The organism is Reyranella sp. (assembly GCF_965279465.1).
Taxonomy (GTDB): Bacteria; Pseudomonadota; Alphaproteobacteria; order Reyranellales; family Reyranellaceae; genus Reyranella.
The window spans coordinates 1,677,840-1,695,427 of record NZ_OZ257242.1; the positions used below are offsets into that span (position 1 = coordinate 1,677,840).

The window sequence follows — 17,588 nt, forward strand, 5'->3', positions numbered from 1 at the left end:
CGGTGCCGCTCGACTCTGCAGAGACCAACGCGCATCTCGCCCGGTTGCGCGAACTGTGTGATGGCGAGGGCGAGCGCGTCGATCTTTTCGAGGCGGCGCTGATCCTCAGCATCCTGCAGCGCGACGAGGCGATCGATCTCGCGCCATTGCGTCAGCACGTCATGGCGATCACGCGCGACCTCGCCGACCTGGTGCGCCGGCGCGGCGCGCAGCCCGACCGCCTGGCCGACGTGATCGCCAGCGCCTACGGCTATCGCGGCGACAGCGAAACCTATGACGATCTTCAGAACGCCGACTTCGCGAAGGTCATCGAGCGCCGCAAGGGCTTGCCGGTCGCGCTGTCGATCCTCTATCTGCACGTCGCGCGCGCCCAGGGTTGGGAGTCCGAGGGCCTGGCCTTTCCCGGCCATTTCCTGATCCGGATCGAGATCGACGGCGCCCGGCACGTGCTCGACCCGTTCAATAACGGGCTCGCCTGCGACGCCGCAGAGATGCGAGGCCTGCTGCAACGCGTGCTGGGGCCCCAGGCCGATCTCAGCCCCGAGCATTTCGATGGCGTGCCCGACCGCGACGTGCTGCTGCGGCTGGAGAACAACGTGCGGCTGCGTCTTGCCAAGCGCGAGGACTGGGCCGGGGCGTCGCGCTCGCTCGACCGCATGCTGGCGATCGCGCCTGACCGGGCGGAGCTGCTGTTCGAAGCCGGCCAGATCAATGCGCGGCTCGACAAGCGCCGCGCCGCGATCGCCGCCTTCGAGCGCTTCCTGGCGACGGCGACGGCGCGGGCCGATGGCGAGCTTCGCCAGCGTGCCTCTGCCCTGTTGCAGGAACTGCGGCGCGGGCTTAACTGAATGAAGAGAGTCCTCCCCATTCACATGAGGAGGAAATGGAATGCGTCGGAGAACTAGATGAAGCTCAAGGTCGCCATCCAGATGGACCATGTGTCGACGATCGACATCGATGGCGATTCGACCTTCGTGCTGGGCCTGGAAGCCGAGCGGCGCGGCTATGAGGTCTGGCACTATACGCCGCCCGAGTTGATCTTCCGCGATCGCAAGGTGATGGCGCGCGCCCAGCCGATGAAGCTCAGGCGCGAGAAAGGCAATCACTTCACGTTGGGTGCGGCCGAGATCGTCGACCTTTCGACATTCGATGTCATCCTGCTGCGCCAGGATCCGCCCTTCGACATGTCGTACATCACGACCACGCATCTCTTGGAGCACATCCATCCGAAGACCCTGGTGGTCAACGATCCGGCCGCCGTTCGCAACGCGCCGGAGAAGCTCTACGTCACGCATTTCGACAACGTCATGCCGCCGACCCTGATCACTGCCGATGCGCGCGCCCTGCGCGAGTTCCGCGACGAGCATCAGGACATCATCATCAAGCCGCTGTTCGGCAACGGTGGCGCGGGCGTGTTCCGCCTTCGGCCGGGCGACGAGAACTTCGCCTCGCTGCTCGAGATGTTCTCGCAGCGCAGCCGGGAGCCCGTGATTGCCCAGCGCTACCTTCCCGAGGTGCGGCAGGGCGACAAGCGCATCATCCTGGTCGACGGCAAGGCGGCGGGGGTGGTCAACCGCGTGCCGGCCGAAGGCGAGGCGCGCTCCAACATGCACGTCGGCGGCAAGGCGGTGAAGGACACGCTCACCAGGCGCGACCACGAGATCTGCGAGATCATCGGCCCGGAACTCGCAAAGCGCGGCATGATCTTCGTCGGCATCGACGTGATCGGGAACTGGCTCACCGAGATCAACGTTACGTCGCCGACCGGCCTGCAGCAGATCAACCGCTTCGACGGCGTGTCGCTGGAAGCGCAGATCTGGGACCGCATCGAGGTCCGCTATCAGGAAACGCGCGGGGGTCATGCATGAGGAGGCAAGAATGATCCGCCGCAGCGTCCTGGCTCTTGCGCTCGCCGGCGCGGCAGGTCCGGCGCTCGCGCAGTTCGATACGATGACGCAGAAGCCGATCGTCAAGGCGGTGCGCGAAGGCGACGAGGAGAAGGTGCGCCAGCTGCTGCTCAAGGGTGACAATCCCAACCAGATCGATGCCAGCGGACGGCCGCTGCTGATGATCGCCGTGATGGACGGCCAGGTAGCTGTCGTCGAGGCGCTGCTGAAGGGCGGAGCCGTGGCCGACGCCCTCGATCGCGAGGGTTACACGTCGCTGCTCCGCGCCGCCGAGCGGGGTGACGTCGACATCGCCGACCTGCTGCTGAAGCGCAATGCAAGGCCCAGCGCGCAGACCCGTCAAGGCGTGACGGCGCTGATGCTCGCGGCACGGCTTGGCCACGCCGAGATCGTGCGCATGCTGCTCGCCAGGAAGGCCGATCCCAACGTGCCCGATTTCACCGGCCGTACCGCGCTCACCTACGCCAGGCAGGGCAACCGGGCCAGCATCGAGACGCTGCTGCGCAAGGCCGGCGCCCGTGAATGACGGACCCCGAGCCTCCTGAGGCCGGTGCGGGTGGCCGCAGCCGGGCGACCGCGATCCGGATCACCGGCACGCTCGCCCTCGATCCGGCCGAGATCCGCGAGAGCTTCGTGCGCGCCGGCGGTCCGGGTGGCCAGCATGTCAACACGACCTCGTCGGCCGTGCAGCTTCGTTTCGACGTGCGCAATTCGCCATCGCTGCCGCACGACGTGCGCCGTCGGCTGGAACAGCTCGCCGGCAGCCGCCTGACCAACGACGGCGTGTTGGTGCTGCACGCCCAGGGCCACCGCAGCCAACTGCGCAACCGCGAGGATGCGCTGGCGCGGCTGGTGGCGCTGGTCCGTGCCGCCGCCCGTCCGCCGACGCCGCGCAAAGCCACCAAGCCGAGCAAGTCCGTCAAGCGCCGCAGGGTCGACGACAAGAAGAAGCGCGGCGCCATCAAGGCGCTGCGCCGCGCGCATTCGGACTGACCAGACGTACCCGCGTCGAGTGGCAAATCAAAACGTCGAGGTCGGCGGCTCGCGCCGACACACGGCAAAATCGTCCGAGAACGCATTTGATCAGGATCGAGCCGGGGTAGAGGACGCCTTTGGAAAACCTCCGGTCATGCGCTTGTGGCGCTGTCGGATCCCGGCGGCCTCAACTCATCAACCTTGCGTAGCGCTCGCTTGCCGGCGGCCAGCCAAACTTTGCGATCATCTCCATTCAGCTCGGACCATTTTCTGGGAGTGCCTGTCGTTCTCTTGAAGTAGCCCCAGCATAAGTCGCGAGCGATCGCCGTGATCATTTCTTGGTCAGTCAACGTTGGTCCTCCCGTTGCGTGCAGGTAGTTTATGGCGCTCCGCGGCAGACCACTATCTCTTCGAATCACTGTCCGGTGAAGGCGCTACCGCTCGATGGCGGCGCGCGACGAGGACCGGTGACAAGCGCCGCCCAGGAGCGTCGAGCTGTTCGGATACGCGCCAGCTCTTCGATCCGGTGCATCGCCGGGTGGCAGTGCACGGCCGGGGCGGGGGGCAACAGAAAATGGGCACTTTGCCTGAGCGCAGCCCTGTCTGGTGGATCGGCCGAACGGCTTCTGCTGTGGCCCTTCAAAAAGGCAGACGCCATGGGAGCCGGATGCTATATCGCGGGCCACGTCCCCGTAGCTCAGCCGGATAGAGCAGCGGTTTCCTAAACCGGAGGTCGGAGGTTCGAATCCTCTCGGGGACGCCAACAAATGCGCAATAGGCTCAAGAAGTTGCAGCAAAACAGGCTGATTCTGCCCGACTGGTGCTGCTGACACGCTGTCTCGCCGCCGAGCCATTCGCTACTCGTCACCGTGACAGCCAGGATCCTTCGACGAGCTCGCGGCTTACGAGCCCGATTTCGCCGACATCGAGGAGGACGATCCGGGCGAAGGCATCGCCGGCGAACCGCCGCTCGGTTCTTCCGATAGCGACATCGATCAAGCGCTTGGGCAGCGGGCAGCTGCATCCACGATCCTGATCGCGAGAAGACGATCCCGCCGAAGACGATGGCTTTGCCGAGCCTGATGAGGGATGGGAACACTGGACGCCAACCAGGGGCCCGACGTCACGACACTGGCCGAAGCGGGCTGCTCTCTCCCCGACGATGCACTGACCCTGCTCATCGGGCCTTTTCTTTTTGCGGCCCCGGCGGCCAGCTTGGTGGGCCTGAAAGCACTGGGGCCGTTACCACCTTGTGGCCTTTAGGCGACCGGAGATTCGGCTGAAATCCGCCGTAGGGCTTCCTCCGTAGCTCGTTCCACGCGCAATGGAGAACGTTATCGTACATGGAAAGCTTTTTTCTTCGGCCGGGCACGGATGGCGTACTGGCTTGGGTGATTCTGGTCTCTATTGCGGTCTCCGGACTCTGTATGTTGTCCCTCGCGGCGATGCTGGTCGTCGACCGGTACCGAATTCGCCCGACGCGGAAAGGCTCGAGGACGGCCGGCCAGATCATTTTCTAGCGAAGGAAGTATTTCCCATCGTGGAGCGATTGCGAAACCGGCGCGTTACCATCGGGCTCCGACAGGCGGACCAGAAAGAGGGGGCAATGCGCGAATGGAAGCCCGGCGACCTGGTAACGGTCGTCACGGTCAACAGGGGCCTTCCGATCTGGCAACTGCGCAAAGGGAGCAAACGCCAGGACGCATTGGAATGGGCCGGTGAGATTGCCGGGCCATCGCTGGTCGGGCCGGGCTGGTGGAACGTCCGGCGCGAGAGTCCCAAAGGGCGTGGGCGCGGTGGCGTCTACGCGGTGCCTGGCAGCGAGATCAAGCCGCGCAAACGCCGATGACTCACGCCGCTCTTCCCGCCTGACACGAGCGCCTTGCCGCAGCTCCGCGAGCCAAGCCGCCAGCACGTCGACTGCGACCGCTTTCCCGACCTCTCCCCGCGGCGCCCATTTCCTTCTCGACGAGCACCGTCGCAACCTCTCGCCCCGGAATTCATTGTCACTGAAATCCAAAGCGCGTGAGGTATGCCATGCGTCTCGTCATCCCTGCCGTAGTAGCCGTGTTTTGTCTTTCGGCCGCAGGCGCCCTCGCGAAGGATCGGCCAGTGACGGCGGAAGAACAGCCCAAGCTCGAGGCCGCCCTGAAGCAGGCGGGATGCAGCGGCGGCAAAGCGGAGTTCGACGACGACAAGGGTGCGACCCATCCCAACGGCAAGTTCGAAGTCGACGACGCCACCTGCCAAGACGGCAAGAAGTATGATCTGGCGTTCGACCCCGACCTGAAGCTGCTCAGCAAGAAGCTTGACTAGAGGGCGCCCACGGCAGAGCGGCCCCCGATCCCCGCGCGCCCTACGCCGGCGCCCAGCTTCGCGGGCAGCTCGGCCGCCATCTCGGTGCCCAGCTCGCTACTGGGCGCCGTTCTCGGTTGCCCGCAATTCGTCGATCCGGCGTATCGCCCGTCTGGCCATGGCTCTCCACAACTTGCGGTCTTCCTGATCGAGGTCGGACCATTTGCCAGGCGTGCCTGTCGTGTCCTTGAGGTATCCCCAGTACAGGTTGCGCGCGACCGCAGCGACGAACTCTTGATCATCCATTGTCATCCCCAATGTGCCCAGCCCTCTGGGAACTTTCTCCCGACCAATGCAGTGTGTCGGCGAGAGCGGCAGCCTGCAACTCCTGCGAAAGTCACGCATTCGTGGGAGGAATGCAGCGCGGCGCCCACCGTGCCAAGGTCCGGACGAGCGTGCGGGCTGAATTGCAAGTATTCGATCGTCCACGGTCCGGTAGAAATAAGCCAGCGGCCGGCTTCCGCAGGGGCGAACGCGGCGTTATCCGCGACTGTGCCAGTCGGCGTCAGTCCCTCGATGAGGAACGACACCGGCACCTCGAGTGTCGAGGCGAGTTCGCGCCGGCGGCGACTGACGAGCTGGCTCGATCCACTCTCTCTTTCTGGATTTGACGGATGGTCACGAAACTGACGGCTTTGACTGCCGGCCGCGCACGACGCTCACCCACTGCATCCCCCAAGCCGCCGGACGATCGAAAAAGCCCGCCACCTCATGGGTGGCGGGCAAAGGCTTTGGTACGATTGAATGACTTCGAAGAGAGAACGTGGTGATCAGCCCGTTCCAACGCGGATCATACCGGCTTTGGCCGAGCATGCGAGTTAGATGCAAATATTACTTTCGATATGCGGATTTTCTGTGGGCCGGAGCATCCTTCAAGTCAGTGACGGTCTCCCGCAGGGGCTTGGCTGATCCGGTCCACCACGGCAATACCGACGGCGGACAGCACGAACAGGCCATGGATGATCACCTGCCACATGATGCCGGCCTCGGTGAAGGCCGCCTTGTCGGTGCCGAGATTGCCGGCCTCGATGAAAGTGCGCAGCAGATGGATCGACGAGATGCCGATGATCGCCATCGCCAGCTTGATCTTGAGCACGCTGGCATTGACGTGGCTCAACCACTCCGGCTGGTCGGGATGCTTGTTGAGCTCCATGCGCGAGACGAAGGTCTCGTAGCCGCCGACGATCACCATGATCAGCAGGTTGGAGATCATCACCACGTCGATCAGCCCCAGCACGACCAGCATGGCCTGCTGCTCGGTGACCGAAAAGCTGTGGCCGACGAGGTGGTAAAGCTCCTTGAGGAACAGGATGACGTAGACGACCTGCGCCACGATCAGCCCGAGATAGAGTGGAACCTGCAGCCAGCGTGAGGCAAAAATCAGCCGCGGCAGGGGCCGCAAGCTGCCGGGCAGCAATGGAGGCGTGCCCTCCGCTGGCTCCTGCCTTGCCATGTATCTGTGTCTCCCAATCTCTTTGCTGCTCTCGGTACCCGATCGCAGTTACACTGTCATGTGAGCAACTTTGTCCCGGCCGCGGTGTTTACAGGGGGAGCTTCTTGGCGGCTCCATCGACCCGAGCTGGGATGTACCGGTAGGGGCGAGGCCCGCCCGGGATCGTCGGTGCGGGCTTTCTGGTTCCTGGAGCGGTGGAGGCGTCGATGGCATCTTCCGGCAAATATCGCGGCCGCGTCTTGCGTCCGATCTCGTACGAAGACGGCTCCAGCGGCCCGCTGGTTGCGCCGGTCGGCTCATACGACATTGCCGAGGTCGGCGAGCACCTGCAGTTCTTCGCCGAAGAGGGTGCTCCATTTACGATGCCCAAGAAGCACGCGCTGCAGCATCACAAGGTCGGCAATCTCGAAATCGAGGACTGGCAGTCCTAGTTTCGCTTGAAGACCAGCGAGAGATTGTTGGCCGGCATCTCGATAACGAGCGGCGCGGCGAGCCCGTTGGCCTGAGCAAGGGCCACGACCTCTTCCATGGGTCGTAGGCCCCACGCCGGATTGCGCGCCCGGAGATCTCGGTCGAAGGCGAGATTGCTCGGCGCCGTCTCGACGCCGGCGCGAACATAGGGGCCGTACAGATACAGCGTGCCGCTCTTCGGCAACAGGCGCGCGGCGCCGCGGATCAGCCCAACCGTCGAAGCCCATGGCGAGATGTGGATCATGTTGATGCAGGCGATCGCGTCCGCTTCAGTGATCGGCCATGTCTCCGCCGCGGCATCGAGCGCCAGCGCCAACCGAACGTTCGCGAGGCCTAGCGTCGTCGTCCAGTCGTCGATGCTGGCACGTGCATTTTCGTCCGGATCGCTGGGCTGAAAGGTGAGGTCGGGCAACGCCTGCGCGAAATGCGCGGTGTGTTCGCCCGAGCCGCTCGCCACCTCTAGCACCAGCCCCCGCTTCGGCAGATGCGGCTCAAGCACGTCGAGGATCGGCTGGCGATTGCGGGCGGCGGCCGGTGCCTGGCGCCTCATCGCGCGGCCGCCATCGCCTGCCAGACCCGGCCCGGCGTGGCCGGTCCATCGAAGTTCGTCACCCCGAGCGGCGCCAGCGCATCGAGGATCGCATTGGCAATCGCCGGAAAGGCGGCAATCGCGCCCGCCTCGCCGCAGCCTTTGACGCCCAGCGGATTGGTGGTGCAGCGCGTGGCGTTGAAGCCCAGGTCGAACGACGGCAGATCGTCGGCGCGCGGCAGGGCGTAATCCATGAACGAGCCGGCGACCATCTGGCCGGACTGCGGGTCGTAGGTCGTGCGCTCGAGCAGCGCCTGGCCGATGCCCTGCGCCATCGCGCCGTGCGCCTGGCCGGTGACGACCATCGGATTGACCAGCACGCCGTAGTCGTCGACGCCGGTGTAGCGCTCCAGTGTCACCTGGCCGGTCTCCGGATCGACCTCGACCTCGACGACATGCGTGCCGTTGGGGAAGGTGAGATGCTCGCGCTTCCAGAAATGATAGGTGTCGAGCGGCTTGCCCTTCTCACGGCCGAGCGCTGCGACCTCGAGCAGGCCGACGGCGCGGTCGGTGCCCGACACCACGAAACGGCCATCCTCGAAACGGATGTCGGCCTCGCTCGCCTCCAGCATGTCCGCAGCGAGCGCCGTGCCTTTCTGGATGATCTCATCCGAGGCGCGCCACATCGCGGTGCCGCCCATGTAGGTCGCGCGCGAGCTGCCGTGGCCACCGCCGAACGGGATCAGGTCGGTGTCGCCCTGACGGAGATGGATCTTCTCGTTCGCCACGCCGAGCCGGTGGGCGAGGATCTGCGGGAAGGTCGTCTCGTGGCCCTGGCCGATGTGCTGCGTGCCGGTGATCAGCGAGACCGTCCCGTCCGCCTCGAAGCGGATGTCGACGTTCTCCTCGGGCGCGCCGCCGGTGCCCTTGATGTGATAGGCGAAGCCCAGCCCGCGCCGCAGCCCGCGCGCCTCGCTCTGCCGTCGCCGGGCCTCGAATCCGGCCAGGTCGGCGCGCTCCAGCGCCTTGTCCATCGTCTGGGCGAAGGCGCCGCTGTCGACCTGGAAGCCGAAGGCGTTGGTCATCGGCATCTCGTGCGCCGGCACCATGTTGAGCCGGCGCAGCTCGGCGCGGTCGAAGCCGGCCTGCAGCGCCGCGGCATCGATCAGCCGTTCGAGGATGTTCACCGTCTCGGCGAAGCCCGGCCCCCGCATCACGCCGATCGGCGTGGTGTTGCTGAGCACCACGAGCACATGCAGCGCGATCGAGGGCAGGCGATAGACCGTGCCCTGCAAGTGGACGTACTGATAAGTCGGCACACCGCCGCCCACACCGGCGAGATAGGCGCCGACGTTGGCGACGCTCGCCACTTTGAGCGCGAGGAACTTGCCTGCCGCGTCGAGCGCCAGCGATGCCTTGGCCTGCATGTCGCGCGACGGATGGTCGGCGAGGAACACCTCGCTGCGGGTCGCGATCCACTTCACCGGCCGGCCGACCTTGCGCGCGGCCCAGGCGACCAGCACGTGCTCGACATAGATGAAGTTCTTGGCCCCGAAGCCGCCGCCGACATCGGGCGCGATGAATCGCAGGTCCTTGGTCTCGACGCCCAAGGCACGGGCGGCGTGGTTGCGGTTGGCATGGATGCTCTGGCTCGAGATGTGGAGCGTGTAGCGGCCGCTTGCCGGATCGAACGTGCCGACCGAGCCGCGCGGCTCGATCGGATTGGTCGTCACGCGATGATTGTCCAGATCGAGCGAGACGATGTGAGCGGCGCGGGCGAAGGCAGCATCGGCGCCCGTGGCGTCGCCGACCTTCCAGTCCATGCAGACGTTGCCCGGCACGTCTTGCGACAGTTGGGGTGCGCCCGACGCGATGGCGGCGTATGCGGACGTGACGGCCGGCAACGGCTCGTAGTCGACTGCGATCAGCTCCGATGCGTCGAGCGCCTGGGCCAGCGTCTCGGCCACGACCATGGCCACCGTCTCGCCGATGAAGCGGACCTTGTCGGCAGCCAGCAGCGGCTGCTCGTCGAAGATGAAGCGCTCGCCGGTCTGGACGTTGGCCTCGGCATAGGGCCGCAGCGATTTCAGTCCGTCGGCCGCGACGTCGGCAGCGGTCAGCACGGCGAGCACGCCCGGCGCGTGCTGCGCCGCGTCCGTGTCGATCGATCGGATGCGCGCATGGGCATGCGGCGCACGCAGGAACACGGCGCGCGCAAGGTTCTCGAACTTCAGGTCGTCGATATAGGCGCCGCGGCCGGTGATGAAGCGGGCATCCTCGCGACGCCGCGGGGAATCGCCGATGACGGATCTGCTCATGCGCCGACTGTATCGAATTCCAAAAGCGTGGGGGAGGACTTACTCTCGCGCAAACGATCTGGGGAAACGACCATGACGCAGATTACGCAATTCCTTCGCCGCGCCGTGCAGACCAACGGCAAGGACGTCGCGACGGTCTGTGGCGAGCGCACGCAGAGCTGGCATCAGTTCGCCGGTCGCGTCGCCCGGCTTGCCGGCGCGCTGCAGGAGCTGGGCTACCGGCCGGGTGACCGCATCGGTATCCTGGCGCTCAACGCCGACCGCTACCTCGAATCCTTCTTCGGCCTGGCGACCGCCGGCGTGATCTTCGTGCCGATCAACACCCGGCTCGCGCCGCCCGAGATGGTCTTTTGGCTGGCCGATTCCGGCTGCACCGGCCTGCTGATCGACGACGCGTTCGTGCCGGTGCTGCCGGCGATTGCCGCCGGCGTTCCCGGCCTGCGCCATGTCGTCCATATCGGCGATGCGCCGACGCCGGCCGGACTGCTGGCCTACGAAACCCTGGTGTCTTCGGCGGCACCCGCCGCCGATGTCGGCCGCGGCGGCAGCGAGATTGCCGGCATCTTCTACACCGGCGGAACGACCGGCCGATCCAAGGGGGTGATGCTGAGCCACGACAACATCGTCGGCAATGCGCTCAACATGCTGCGCGAGGTCGCGGTCGACACCGATGCGCACTACGTCCACGCCGCGCCTATGTTCCATCTCGCCGACGGTGCGATGACCTTCCTGATCACGGCGTTCGGCGGCACCCATTGCTTCCTGCCGCGCTTCGATCCGTTGGCGCTGATGAAGCTGATCGCCGCCCAGGGCGTGACCCATGCGCTGCTGGTGCCGACCATGATCAACATGCTGGTCAATCATCCCGACGTGGCGCGGCACGACCTGTCGAGCCTGCAGTACCTGCTGTACGGTGCCTCGCCGATGCCCGAGGCAGTGATCCGGCGCGCGCTCGAGGTCCTGCCGAAGGCCAATTTCATCCAGGCCTACGGCCAGTCCGAAGCATCGCCCGTCCTGACCCTCATCCCGCACAAGTACCATTGCTTCAGCGGTCCCTTCGCGGGGCGCCTGAAATCGGCAGGCCGGGCGGTGATCGGCTGCGAGGTCGCGGTCCTCGACGAGGAGGACCGCGAGGTGCCGCGCGGCACGGTGGGCGAGGTCTGCGCCCGCGGCAACATCGTCATGCAGGGCTACTGGAACCAGCCGGCGCTGACCGCGCAGACGCTGCGCAACGGCTGGCTGCATACCGGCGATGGCGGTTACATGGACGAGGAAGGCTTCATCTTCATCGTCGACCGGGTGAAGGACATGATCATCACCGGCGGCGAGAACGTCTACTCCGCGGAGGTCGAGGAGGCGCTGTACGGCCACCCGGCGGTGGCGGAATGCGCCGTGATCGGCGTGCCCGACCCGCAATGGGGCGAGCGGGTCCACGCCGTCGTCCGCTGCAAGCCGAACACCGCGACGACGGAAGACGAGCTCATTGCCCACTGCCGTGCCCTGATCGCCAACTACAAGCTGCCGCGCAGCGTCAGCTTCAGCGCCGACCCCCTGCCGCTGTCCGGAGCCGGCAAGATACTCAAGACCGAGCTGCGCAAGCCTTTCTGGGCGGGCCAGGACCGGCAGGTGAGCTGATCGGGCCAAATCCGCACTGCGGGGGCGCGTCGCTGCCGCTTTCGTGGCAGACTGCGCGGCATGACCCACTATGAAGCTATCGTCGTCGGCGCGGGCGTCGCCGGCATCTACCAGATCAAGCGGCTGGCCGATCTCGGCATCGAGGCCACCGTGCTCGAAGCGGGCGGCGACCTCGGCGGGACCTGGTACTGGAACCGCTATCCCGGCGCGCGCTTCGATTCGGAGAGCTACACCTACGGCTATTCCTTCTCGCGCGAGCTGCTCGACGAATGGCACTGGAAGGAGCGCTTCTCCGGCCAGCCCGAAAACCTGCGCTACCTCAACCACGTCGCCGACAAGTTCGGCCTGCGCAAGTACATGCAGTTCAACTGCCGGGTCGACGCGGCGCATTACGACGAGGCACAGAACCTGTGGCGCCTGCGGGTAAGCGACGGGCGCGAGCTCACCTGCCGCTTCCTGATTCTCGCGCTCGGGCTGCTGTCGATGCCGACCCTGCCGCGGGTCGAGGGCATGGAGAGCTTCAAGGGCCAATCATTCCATACCTTCCACTGGCCGCAGGAGCCGGTCGACATGGCCGGCAAGCGCGTCGCCGTGATCGGCACCGGCGCGACCGGCATCCAGGTGATCGGCGAGATCGCCGACAAGGTGGGCGACCTCACCGTCTTCCAGCGTCGGCCGAACTGGAGTGCGCCGCTCAACAACGGCCCAATCTCCGACGAGCAGATGGCGGACATCCGTCGGCGCTACGACGAGATCTTCGCCGCCTGCGCCCGCTCGCCGGGCGGCTTCGAGCATGAGCCAGACCGCCGCGGCTTCTACGAGGTCACGCGCGAGGAGCGACTGGCGCTCTGGGACAAGCTGTATGACGAGCCCGGCTTCGGCATCTGGCTCGCCAACTTCCGCGAGATCTTCACCGACGAGAAGGCCAACGCCGAGTTCTCGGAATACATCGCCGACCGCATCCGCAAGCGGGTCAAGGACCCGCAGGTCGCCGAGAAGCTGATCCCGCGCGATCATGGCTTCGGCGTGCAGCGCGTGCCGATGGAGACCCGCTACTTCGAGGCCTACAACCAGCCGAACGTCCATCTGGTCGATATCAGCGAGACGCCGCTGGTGAGGATCACCGAGACGGGCCTGCGCACCACCGAGCGCGACTACGAGTTCGACATCATCGTCTACGCGACCGGCTTCGATGCCATCACCGGCGCCTTCGACAAGATCGACATCCGGGGCGTGGGCGGAGAGGCGCTGGCCGACAAGTGGCGGACCACCATCTCGAGCTATCTCGGCATGATGATCCACGGCTTCCCGAACCTGCTGATGCCGGCCGGCCCGCAAAGCGGCTCGGCGTCGACCAACTACCCGCGCGGCATCGAGACGGGCGTCAACTGGTGCACCGATTTCCTCGAGCACGTCTGGGCCAAGGGCTACACCCGCTTCGAGGCGACGGAAGCGGCCGAGAAGCGCTGGACCGATCACGTCACCGGCATGTACGCCATGATGCTGATGCGCAAGGCCAAGTCATGGTTCACCGGCTACAACTCCAATGTCCCGGGCCACGAGCAGGGCACCATCCGCTACCTCGTCTACAATGGCGGCTCGCCAAAGTACGTCGGCATTATCAACTCGGCCGCGGCCAAGGGTTATCCGGACGTCTCGCTGGGGGCCGGTGGCGCGCCTCCTCCGGCGCACGGTCCCATGGGCGTCACCAGCCCAACGCGCGCCTGATGTGGGCGGCGATGTCGAGATGGCGTTCGTTGTTGCCAGCGACCGCGGCCAGCAGGGCGAGTGGTTCGTGGCGCGGCCGCGCCGTCAGCGAATCGCCGACCCAGATCGAGTCGAAGCCCCGTCCCCCGGCCTTCTCGGCCAGCGCCTGCAGCGGGCCGGCTTCAGGATAGCCTTCATGACGCGCTCGCGCGTCGGCAGGCGGTAGCCGAGCTTGGGCATGGGCTCACGACCAGCCCAGATCGCGCTTGATGCGCGCGGCGAGCTCGAGGTGCCGCTCGTGGTCACCGGCGAAGCGCAGCATCAGGTGGGTGGCGCCGGCATCGGCATAGCTCTTGAGCCATGCGGCCGCCCCCTCGGCGGCGCCTGCGTAGCTACGCTGGCGGGCGCGCATGCCGGCAGCCGGGACGCCGTAATAATGCGCGAGATAGTCGTTGATCTTCGCATCGGCGCGCGCCGCATTGTCGTCGATCGCGAGTGTCAGATACATCGCACCGGTAATCGCCTTCGGATCGCGACCCGCCGCGCTGGCGGCCGCTCGCACCTCCGCGATCTGCGCCGGATATTCCTCGGGTGTCGGCAGGTTGGGGAACCAGCCGTCATAGAGCCGTCCGGTGCGCTCGCGCCCTGCTGGCAGGCCGCCCCCGAACCAGATCGGCGGGCCGCCGGGATTGTGCGGCGTCGGACCGACCGTGCCCTGTTTCACCGTCCAGAGCTTGTCCCAGTCGACCGGTTTGCCGCTCCACAGCGCCTTGCACAGCCGCATGGCCTCGTTCATGCGGCCCACGCGCTTGTCGAACGGCACGCCCATCGCCTGGAACTCGCGCCGAATAGCCGGCATGTCGGCGGCGATGCCGATGCCCAGGATCAGGCGGCCTTCGGCGATGCGGTCGACCGTCGCCACCTGATGGGCCAGCAGCACCGGGTTGCGCAGCGCCGGCAGCAGGACGGCCGTGCCCAGCTCCGCCCTGCGTGTGCGGGCGGCGACGGCGGCCAGAAGGGTCAGCGGATCGTGGCGCGGCCGTGCCGTCACCGAATCGCCGACCCAGATCGAATCGAAGCCCAGCGCCTCGGCGCGTTCGGCGAGCGCCAGCAGCGAGCCGGTCTCGTGGTGGTTCTCCATGACGCGCTCACGCGTCGGCAACAAATATCCAAGCTTGGGCATGGGCGTTCCTCTTTGCCGACGAGCTTAGCCGAACGTCGCGAAGACTTCCTCGATCGCCTTCAATTGATTGCCGGCCGCCGAGGACGGCACCAGGATCGGCGTGTGCACGCCGGCGTCGCGCCAGGCGGCGACACCCTCGCGTACCTTCGCCGCAGGCCCGAACAGCGTGTTGTCGGCGAGCCACTTGTCGGTGAGGTACTTCGGCACGTCGTCGCCCCGGCCTTCGGCCAGCGCCTTCTCGATCGCCGTCATCTCCTCGACGTAGCCCGCCTCCTTCCAGTAGTTGCGGTAGTTCGGCAGCGAGGCGTAGCGGGTCAGCGTGCGCCGGTTCACCTCCTTGGCCGCGGCGACGTCGTCGCTGATGCAGGTCGGGATCATGTTGCCGATGAAGAAGTCCGGCGCATTTCGCTTCGCCGCCGGCAGAGCGGCCAGCGACTTGTCCATGTGGCTGCGGCAGACATTCGCGAACACCACGCCCTCCGCGAGCTCGCCCGCCAGCGCCACCATCTTGTGGCGCAGCGCTGCGACGATGATCGGCGGCAGCGGACCGAAGCTGGTCTCGGCGCGAAACTTCTCGATGAAGGCGCGCGTATCGGCGAGCGGCTTCCCCGGAGTCACGCCCATGCGCACATAGGAGGGCCCGTGTGCGATGCCGATGCCCAGGCTGAAGCGACCGCCCGAGACCTCATGCATCATGGCGGCGCTCTGCGTGAAGTCGACCATGGTACGTTGGTAGATCGGCACGATCGAGGTGGCGAAGCGGATTTTCTCGGTCTGCCACGACAGCGCTTCGCACATCGACATGTTGCCGGTCGGGCTCGGCACGTAGATGCCGGCGTAGCCGCGCCGTTCGGCTTCCTGGCAGAGCTCGATGGTCCGGCGGCGCCGGCCTGGCATGGCGATCAGGCAGAGCGCGGGAAGCTGTTCGGGCATCGGGGCGTTTCCTTGGGCATTTCGGTTCGGAGCCGCATCGTAGCGCCCCCGGGCGGCATGGCCAGACCCGCCGCAATCGTGGTACCGACTCGCGGTCTTTCGCCGTCACACCGGAGGAAATAATGGTCATCGTCCAGATCAACTATCGCCGCCCCGACATGCCCAAGGCCGAATGGGATGCCCGCTATTCAGACGAGACGGCCAAGCCCTTCCTGTCGGTCGACGGCCTGCAGTGGAAGATCTGGCTCGACGGCGAGGACGAAAAGCTCTCGGGCGGTATCTACTGCTTCGCTGACCGTGCGACAGCGCAAGCCTACGTGGAAGGGCCAATCGTGGCGCGCATGAAGGCCAACACGGCGCTCGCCGACCTGCAGATCCGGACCTTCGACGTGCGTGCCCGTCAGAGCGAGATCACGCATGCGCCGGTCCCGGGCCTCGCCGCCCGCATGGCTGCGGAATAGGCCGTCCTGACCGCGCTTGCGCGTCGCGCAGCGCCCGCTTATCCAAACGGCATGACAGCCAATCTCGATGCCGTGATCATCGGCGCCGGCTTCGCCGGCATGTACATGCTTCATCGCCTGCGCGGGAAGGGCTTCTCCGCCCGCGTGATCGAAGCCGGCAAGGGCGTCGGCGGCACCTGGTACTGGAACCGCTATCCCGGCGCGCGCTGCGACGTGGAGAGCGTGCAGTATTCCTACCAGTTCTCGCCCGAGCTCGAGCAGGAATGGGAGTGGACCGAGCGCTACGCCACCCAGCCCGAAATCCTGAAATACGCGAACCATGTCGCGGACCGCTACGATCTGCGCCGCGACATCCAGTTCGAGACGCGGGTCACCCGGGCCGAGTTCGTCGAGACCAACAACAGCTGGGTGGTCGAGACCGACAAGGGCCAGCGCATCGTGGCGCGCTTCGTCATCACGGCGATGGGCTGCCTCAGCTCGCCCAACACGCCGAAGATCCCCGGCCTCGCCGACTTTGCGGGCCCGACCTATCACACCGGCAACTGGCCGCACGAAGGCGTCGACTTCACCGGCAAGACCGTCGGCGTGATCGGCACCGGCTCGTCGGCGATCCAGTCGATCCCGATCATCGCGCAGCAGGCCAGGCACCTGACGGTGTTCCAGCGCACCGCGAACTACACGATCCCGGCGCACAACCGGCCGCTCGATCCGGACCATGTGCGCGAGGTGAAGGCGAACTATCGCGAGATGCGCAAGCGGGCGAAGACCCTGCCGGCGGGCATCGATCTGAGGATCAACAACGTCTCGGCGATCGAGACGCCGGAGGAGGAGCGCCGGCGCCAGTACCAGGAGCGCTGGGACTACGGCGGGCTGGGTTTCATGGCCTCGTTCAACGACCTGCTGCTGAACGACGAGTCGAACGAGACGGCGGCCGAGTTCGTGCGCGAGAAGGTCCGCGAGATCGTCAAGGATCCTAGGACGGCGGAGATCCTGACGCCGACGAACATCATCGGCTGCAAGCGGCTGTGCGTCGACAGCGGATACTGGGAGACGTTCAATCGCCCGAACGTGACGCTGGTCGATATCCGCGACGAGCCGATCGAGCGCATCACGCCGACGGGCGCGCGCGCCAGGGGGCAGGACTACACCTTCGATTGCCTGGTGCTGGCGACCGGCTTCGACGCCATGACCGGCGCGCTGCTCAAGGTCGATATCCGCGGCCGCGGCGGCATCTCGCTCCAGGAGACATGGAGCGAGGGGCCGAAAACCTATCTTGGCCTGACAGTCGTCGGCTTCCCCAACCTGTTCACCATCACCGGACCCGGCAGCCCGTCGGTGCTGACCAACATGCTGCCGTCGATCGAGCAGCATGTGGACTGGATCGCCGAGTGCATGGAGGCGTTGCGGACCAAGGGCGTGGCGGTGATCGAGCCGGAGCCGGAGGCGCAGGAAGCCTGGAACGTCCACGTCGGCTCGGTCGCCAACATCACCCTGCGCTCGACCTGCAGCTCGTGGTACGTCGGCGCCAACATCCCCGGCAAGCCGAGGGTGTTCATGCCCTATATCGGCGGCCTGCCGGCCTACATCGAGCGCTGCGAGGCCGTGGTGGCAGGCGGCTATGAGGGATTTTCGCTCACCTGAGCACTGCAAGACGCGTCACC

At 66.2% G+C, this 17,588-nt stretch carries 18 protein-coding genes and 1 tRNA gene; 13 read left to right on the plus strand and 6 right to left on the minus strand.

Annotated elements, in window-relative coordinates:
- Positions 1–2: 2 nt before the first annotated feature.
- The 7 genes from ACQY8M_RS08185 (at position 3) to ACQY8M_RS08215 (ending at position 5,198) form a co-directional block, all read left to right on the plus strand.
- The gene (locus tag ACQY8M_RS08185) at positions 3–848 is read left to right on the plus strand and encodes a SirB1 family protein (RefSeq protein WP_428670693.1); all 846 of its coding nucleotides are present in this window, start codon (positions 3–5) and stop codon (positions 846–848) included.
- 57 nt (positions 849–905) lie between these two features.
- A complete protein-coding gene (gene gshB, locus ACQY8M_RS08190; protein WP_428670695.1) occupies positions 906–1,868 on the plus strand; it encodes a glutathione synthase in 963 nt (320 codons plus the stop codon).
- Between the two features lie 10 nt (positions 1,869–1,878).
- Positions 1,879–2,433, plus strand: a complete 555-nt coding sequence (locus tag ACQY8M_RS08195; protein WP_428670697.1) for an ankyrin repeat domain-containing protein — start codon at positions 1,879–1,881, stop codon at positions 2,431–2,433.
- Positions 2,430–2,900, plus strand: coding sequence for an alternative ribosome rescue aminoacyl-tRNA hydrolase ArfB (gene arfB / locus ACQY8M_RS08200; protein WP_428670699.1), 471 nt, complete (start codon positions 2,430–2,432; stop codon positions 2,898–2,900). The genes ACQY8M_RS08195 and arfB overlap by 4 nt, the downstream gene beginning before the upstream one ends.
- A gap of 668 nt (positions 2,901–3,568) precedes the next feature.
- Positions 3,569–3,645 (plus strand) — tRNA-Arg (locus ACQY8M_RS08205).
- Between the two features lie 843 nt (positions 3,646–4,488).
- A complete protein-coding gene (locus ACQY8M_RS08210) occupies positions 4,489–4,731 on the plus strand; it encodes a hypothetical protein (RefSeq protein ID WP_428670701.1) in 243 nt (80 codons plus the stop codon).
- A gap of 188 nt (positions 4,732–4,919) precedes the next feature.
- A complete protein-coding gene (locus tag ACQY8M_RS08215; RefSeq protein WP_428670703.1) occupies positions 4,920–5,198 on the plus strand; it encodes a PepSY domain-containing protein in 279 nt (92 codons plus the stop codon).
- Positions 5,199–5,294: 96 nt separating this feature from the next.
- Here ACQY8M_RS08215 and ACQY8M_RS08220 read toward each other — a convergent pair whose 3' ends face one another.
- Entirely contained in the window at positions 5,295–5,483 is a 189-nt protein-coding gene (locus ACQY8M_RS08220; RefSeq protein ID WP_428670705.1) for a hypothetical protein, read from the minus strand.
- 631 nt (positions 5,484–6,114) lie between these two features.
- Entirely contained in the window at positions 6,115–6,690 is a 576-nt protein-coding gene (locus ACQY8M_RS08225) for a TIGR00645 family protein (protein WP_428670707.1), read from the minus strand.
- A gap of 206 nt (positions 6,691–6,896) precedes the next feature.
- On the opposite strand from ACQY8M_RS08225, the gene ACQY8M_RS08230 reads away from it, so the two are divergent.
- Positions 6,897–7,121 (plus strand): hypothetical protein, encoded by a 225-nt coding sequence (locus ACQY8M_RS08230; RefSeq protein WP_428670709.1) that lies wholly within the window; start codon positions 6,897–6,899, stop codon positions 7,119–7,121.
- Here ACQY8M_RS08230 and ACQY8M_RS08235 read toward each other — a convergent pair.
- Positions 7,118–7,711, minus strand: a complete 594-nt coding sequence (locus ACQY8M_RS08235; protein WP_428670711.1) for a DUF938 domain-containing protein — start codon at positions 7,709–7,711, stop codon at positions 7,118–7,120. The genes ACQY8M_RS08230 and ACQY8M_RS08235 overlap by 4 nt on opposite strands.
- Entirely contained in the window at positions 7,708–10,008 is a 2,301-nt protein-coding gene (locus tag ACQY8M_RS08240) for a xanthine dehydrogenase family protein molybdopterin-binding subunit (RefSeq protein ID WP_428670713.1), read from the minus strand. Before ACQY8M_RS08240 ends, ACQY8M_RS08235 begins: the two co-directional genes overlap by 4 nt.
- A gap of 72 nt (positions 10,009–10,080) precedes the next feature.
- Between ACQY8M_RS08240 and ACQY8M_RS08245 the strand changes: the two genes are divergently transcribed.
- Genes ACQY8M_RS08245 through ACQY8M_RS08255 form a run of 3 tightly spaced genes read left to right on the plus strand, consistent with a single transcriptional unit; the run spans position 10,081 to position 13,576 of the window.
- Positions 10,081–11,643 (plus strand): acyl-CoA synthetase, encoded by a 1,563-nt coding sequence (locus tag ACQY8M_RS08245; protein ID WP_428670715.1) that lies wholly within the window; start codon positions 10,081–10,083, stop codon positions 11,641–11,643.
- Between the two features lie 60 nt (positions 11,644–11,703).
- Positions 11,704–13,371: a flavin-containing monooxygenase gene (locus tag ACQY8M_RS08250; protein WP_428670717.1), complete on the plus strand. Its 1,668-nt coding sequence runs from the start codon at positions 11,704–11,706 to the stop codon at positions 13,369–13,371.
- Positions 13,372–13,390: 19 nt separating this feature from the next.
- On the plus strand, positions 13,391–13,576 hold the full coding sequence (locus tag ACQY8M_RS08255) for a hypothetical protein (RefSeq protein ID WP_428670719.1): 186 nt from the start codon (positions 13,391–13,393) through the stop codon (positions 13,574–13,576).
- A gap of 18 nt (positions 13,577–13,594) precedes the next feature.
- Here ACQY8M_RS08255 and ACQY8M_RS08260 read toward each other — a convergent pair whose 3' ends face one another.
- Positions 13,595–14,533, minus strand: a complete 939-nt coding sequence (locus ACQY8M_RS08260) for an LLM class flavin-dependent oxidoreductase (protein ID WP_428670721.1) — start codon at positions 14,531–14,533, stop codon at positions 13,595–13,597.
- Positions 14,534–14,557: 24 nt separating this feature from the next.
- Positions 14,558–15,466: an LLM class flavin-dependent oxidoreductase gene (locus ACQY8M_RS08265; protein WP_428670723.1), complete on the minus strand. Its 909-nt coding sequence runs from the start codon at positions 15,464–15,466 to the stop codon at positions 14,558–14,560.
- A gap of 122 nt (positions 15,467–15,588) precedes the next feature.
- Between ACQY8M_RS08265 and ACQY8M_RS08270 the strand changes: the two genes are divergently transcribed.
- Entirely contained in the window at positions 15,589–15,927 is a 339-nt protein-coding gene (locus tag ACQY8M_RS08270) for a YdhR family protein (RefSeq protein WP_428670725.1), read from the plus strand.
- A 51-nt stretch (positions 15,928–15,978) separates the two neighbouring features.
- Positions 15,979–17,568, plus strand: coding sequence for a flavin-containing monooxygenase (locus tag ACQY8M_RS08275; RefSeq protein WP_428670727.1), 1,590 nt, complete (start codon positions 15,979–15,981; stop codon positions 17,566–17,568).
- The last annotated feature ends 20 nt before the right edge of the window (positions 17,569–17,588 follow it).

Coding starts and splice junctions, on each gene's coding strand:
- ACQY8M_RS08255 (WP_428670719.1), top strand. CDS start 13,391: ATGGCGTTCGTTGTTGCCAGCGACCGCGGCCAGCAGGGCGAGTGGTTC.
- ACQY8M_RS08225 (WP_428670707.1), bottom strand. CDS start 6,690: ATGGCAAGGCAGGAGCCAGCGGAGGGCACGCCTCCATTGCTGCCCGGC.
- gshB (WP_428670695.1), top strand. CDS start 906: ATGAAGCTCAAGGTCGCCATCCAGATGGACCATGTGTCGACGATCGAC.
- ACQY8M_RS08240 (WP_428670713.1), bottom strand. CDS start 10,008: ATGAGCAGATCCGTCATCGGCGATTCCCCGCGGCGTCGCGAGGATGCC.
- ACQY8M_RS08260 (WP_428670721.1), bottom strand. CDS start 14,533: ATGCCCAAGCTTGGATATTTGTTGCCGACGCGTGAGCGCGTCATGGAG.
- ACQY8M_RS08230 (WP_428670709.1), top strand. CDS start 6,897: ATGGCATCTTCCGGCAAATATCGCGGCCGCGTCTTGCGTCCGATCTCG.
- ACQY8M_RS08250 (WP_428670717.1), top strand. CDS start 11,704: ATGACCCACTATGAAGCTATCGTCGTCGGCGCGGGCGTCGCCGGCATC.
- ACQY8M_RS08270 (WP_428670725.1), top strand. CDS start 15,589: ATGGTCATCGTCCAGATCAACTATCGCCGCCCCGACATGCCCAAGGCC.
- ACQY8M_RS08195 (WP_428670697.1), top strand. CDS start 1,879: ATGATCCGCCGCAGCGTCCTGGCTCTTGCGCTCGCCGGCGCGGCAGGT.
- ACQY8M_RS08220 (WP_428670705.1), bottom strand. CDS start 5,483: ATGGATGATCAAGAGTTCGTCGCTGCGGTCGCGCGCAACCTGTACTGG.
- arfB (WP_428670699.1), top strand. CDS start 2,430: ATGACGGACCCCGAGCCTCCTGAGGCCGGTGCGGGTGGCCGCAGCCGG.
- ACQY8M_RS08235 (WP_428670711.1), bottom strand. CDS start 7,711: ATGAGGCGCCAGGCACCGGCCGCCGCCCGCAATCGCCAGCCGATCCTC.
- ACQY8M_RS08215 (WP_428670703.1), top strand. CDS start 4,920: ATGCGTCTCGTCATCCCTGCCGTAGTAGCCGTGTTTTGTCTTTCGGCC.
- ACQY8M_RS08245 (WP_428670715.1), top strand. CDS start 10,081: ATGACGCAGATTACGCAATTCCTTCGCCGCGCCGTGCAGACCAACGGC.
- ACQY8M_RS08265 (WP_428670723.1), bottom strand. CDS start 15,466: ATGCCCGAACAGCTTCCCGCGCTCTGCCTGATCGCCATGCCAGGCCGG.
- ACQY8M_RS08275 (WP_428670727.1), top strand. CDS start 15,979: ATGACAGCCAATCTCGATGCCGTGATCATCGGCGCCGGCTTCGCCGGC.
- ACQY8M_RS08210 (WP_428670701.1), top strand. CDS start 4,489: ATGCGCGAATGGAAGCCCGGCGACCTGGTAACGGTCGTCACGGTCAAC.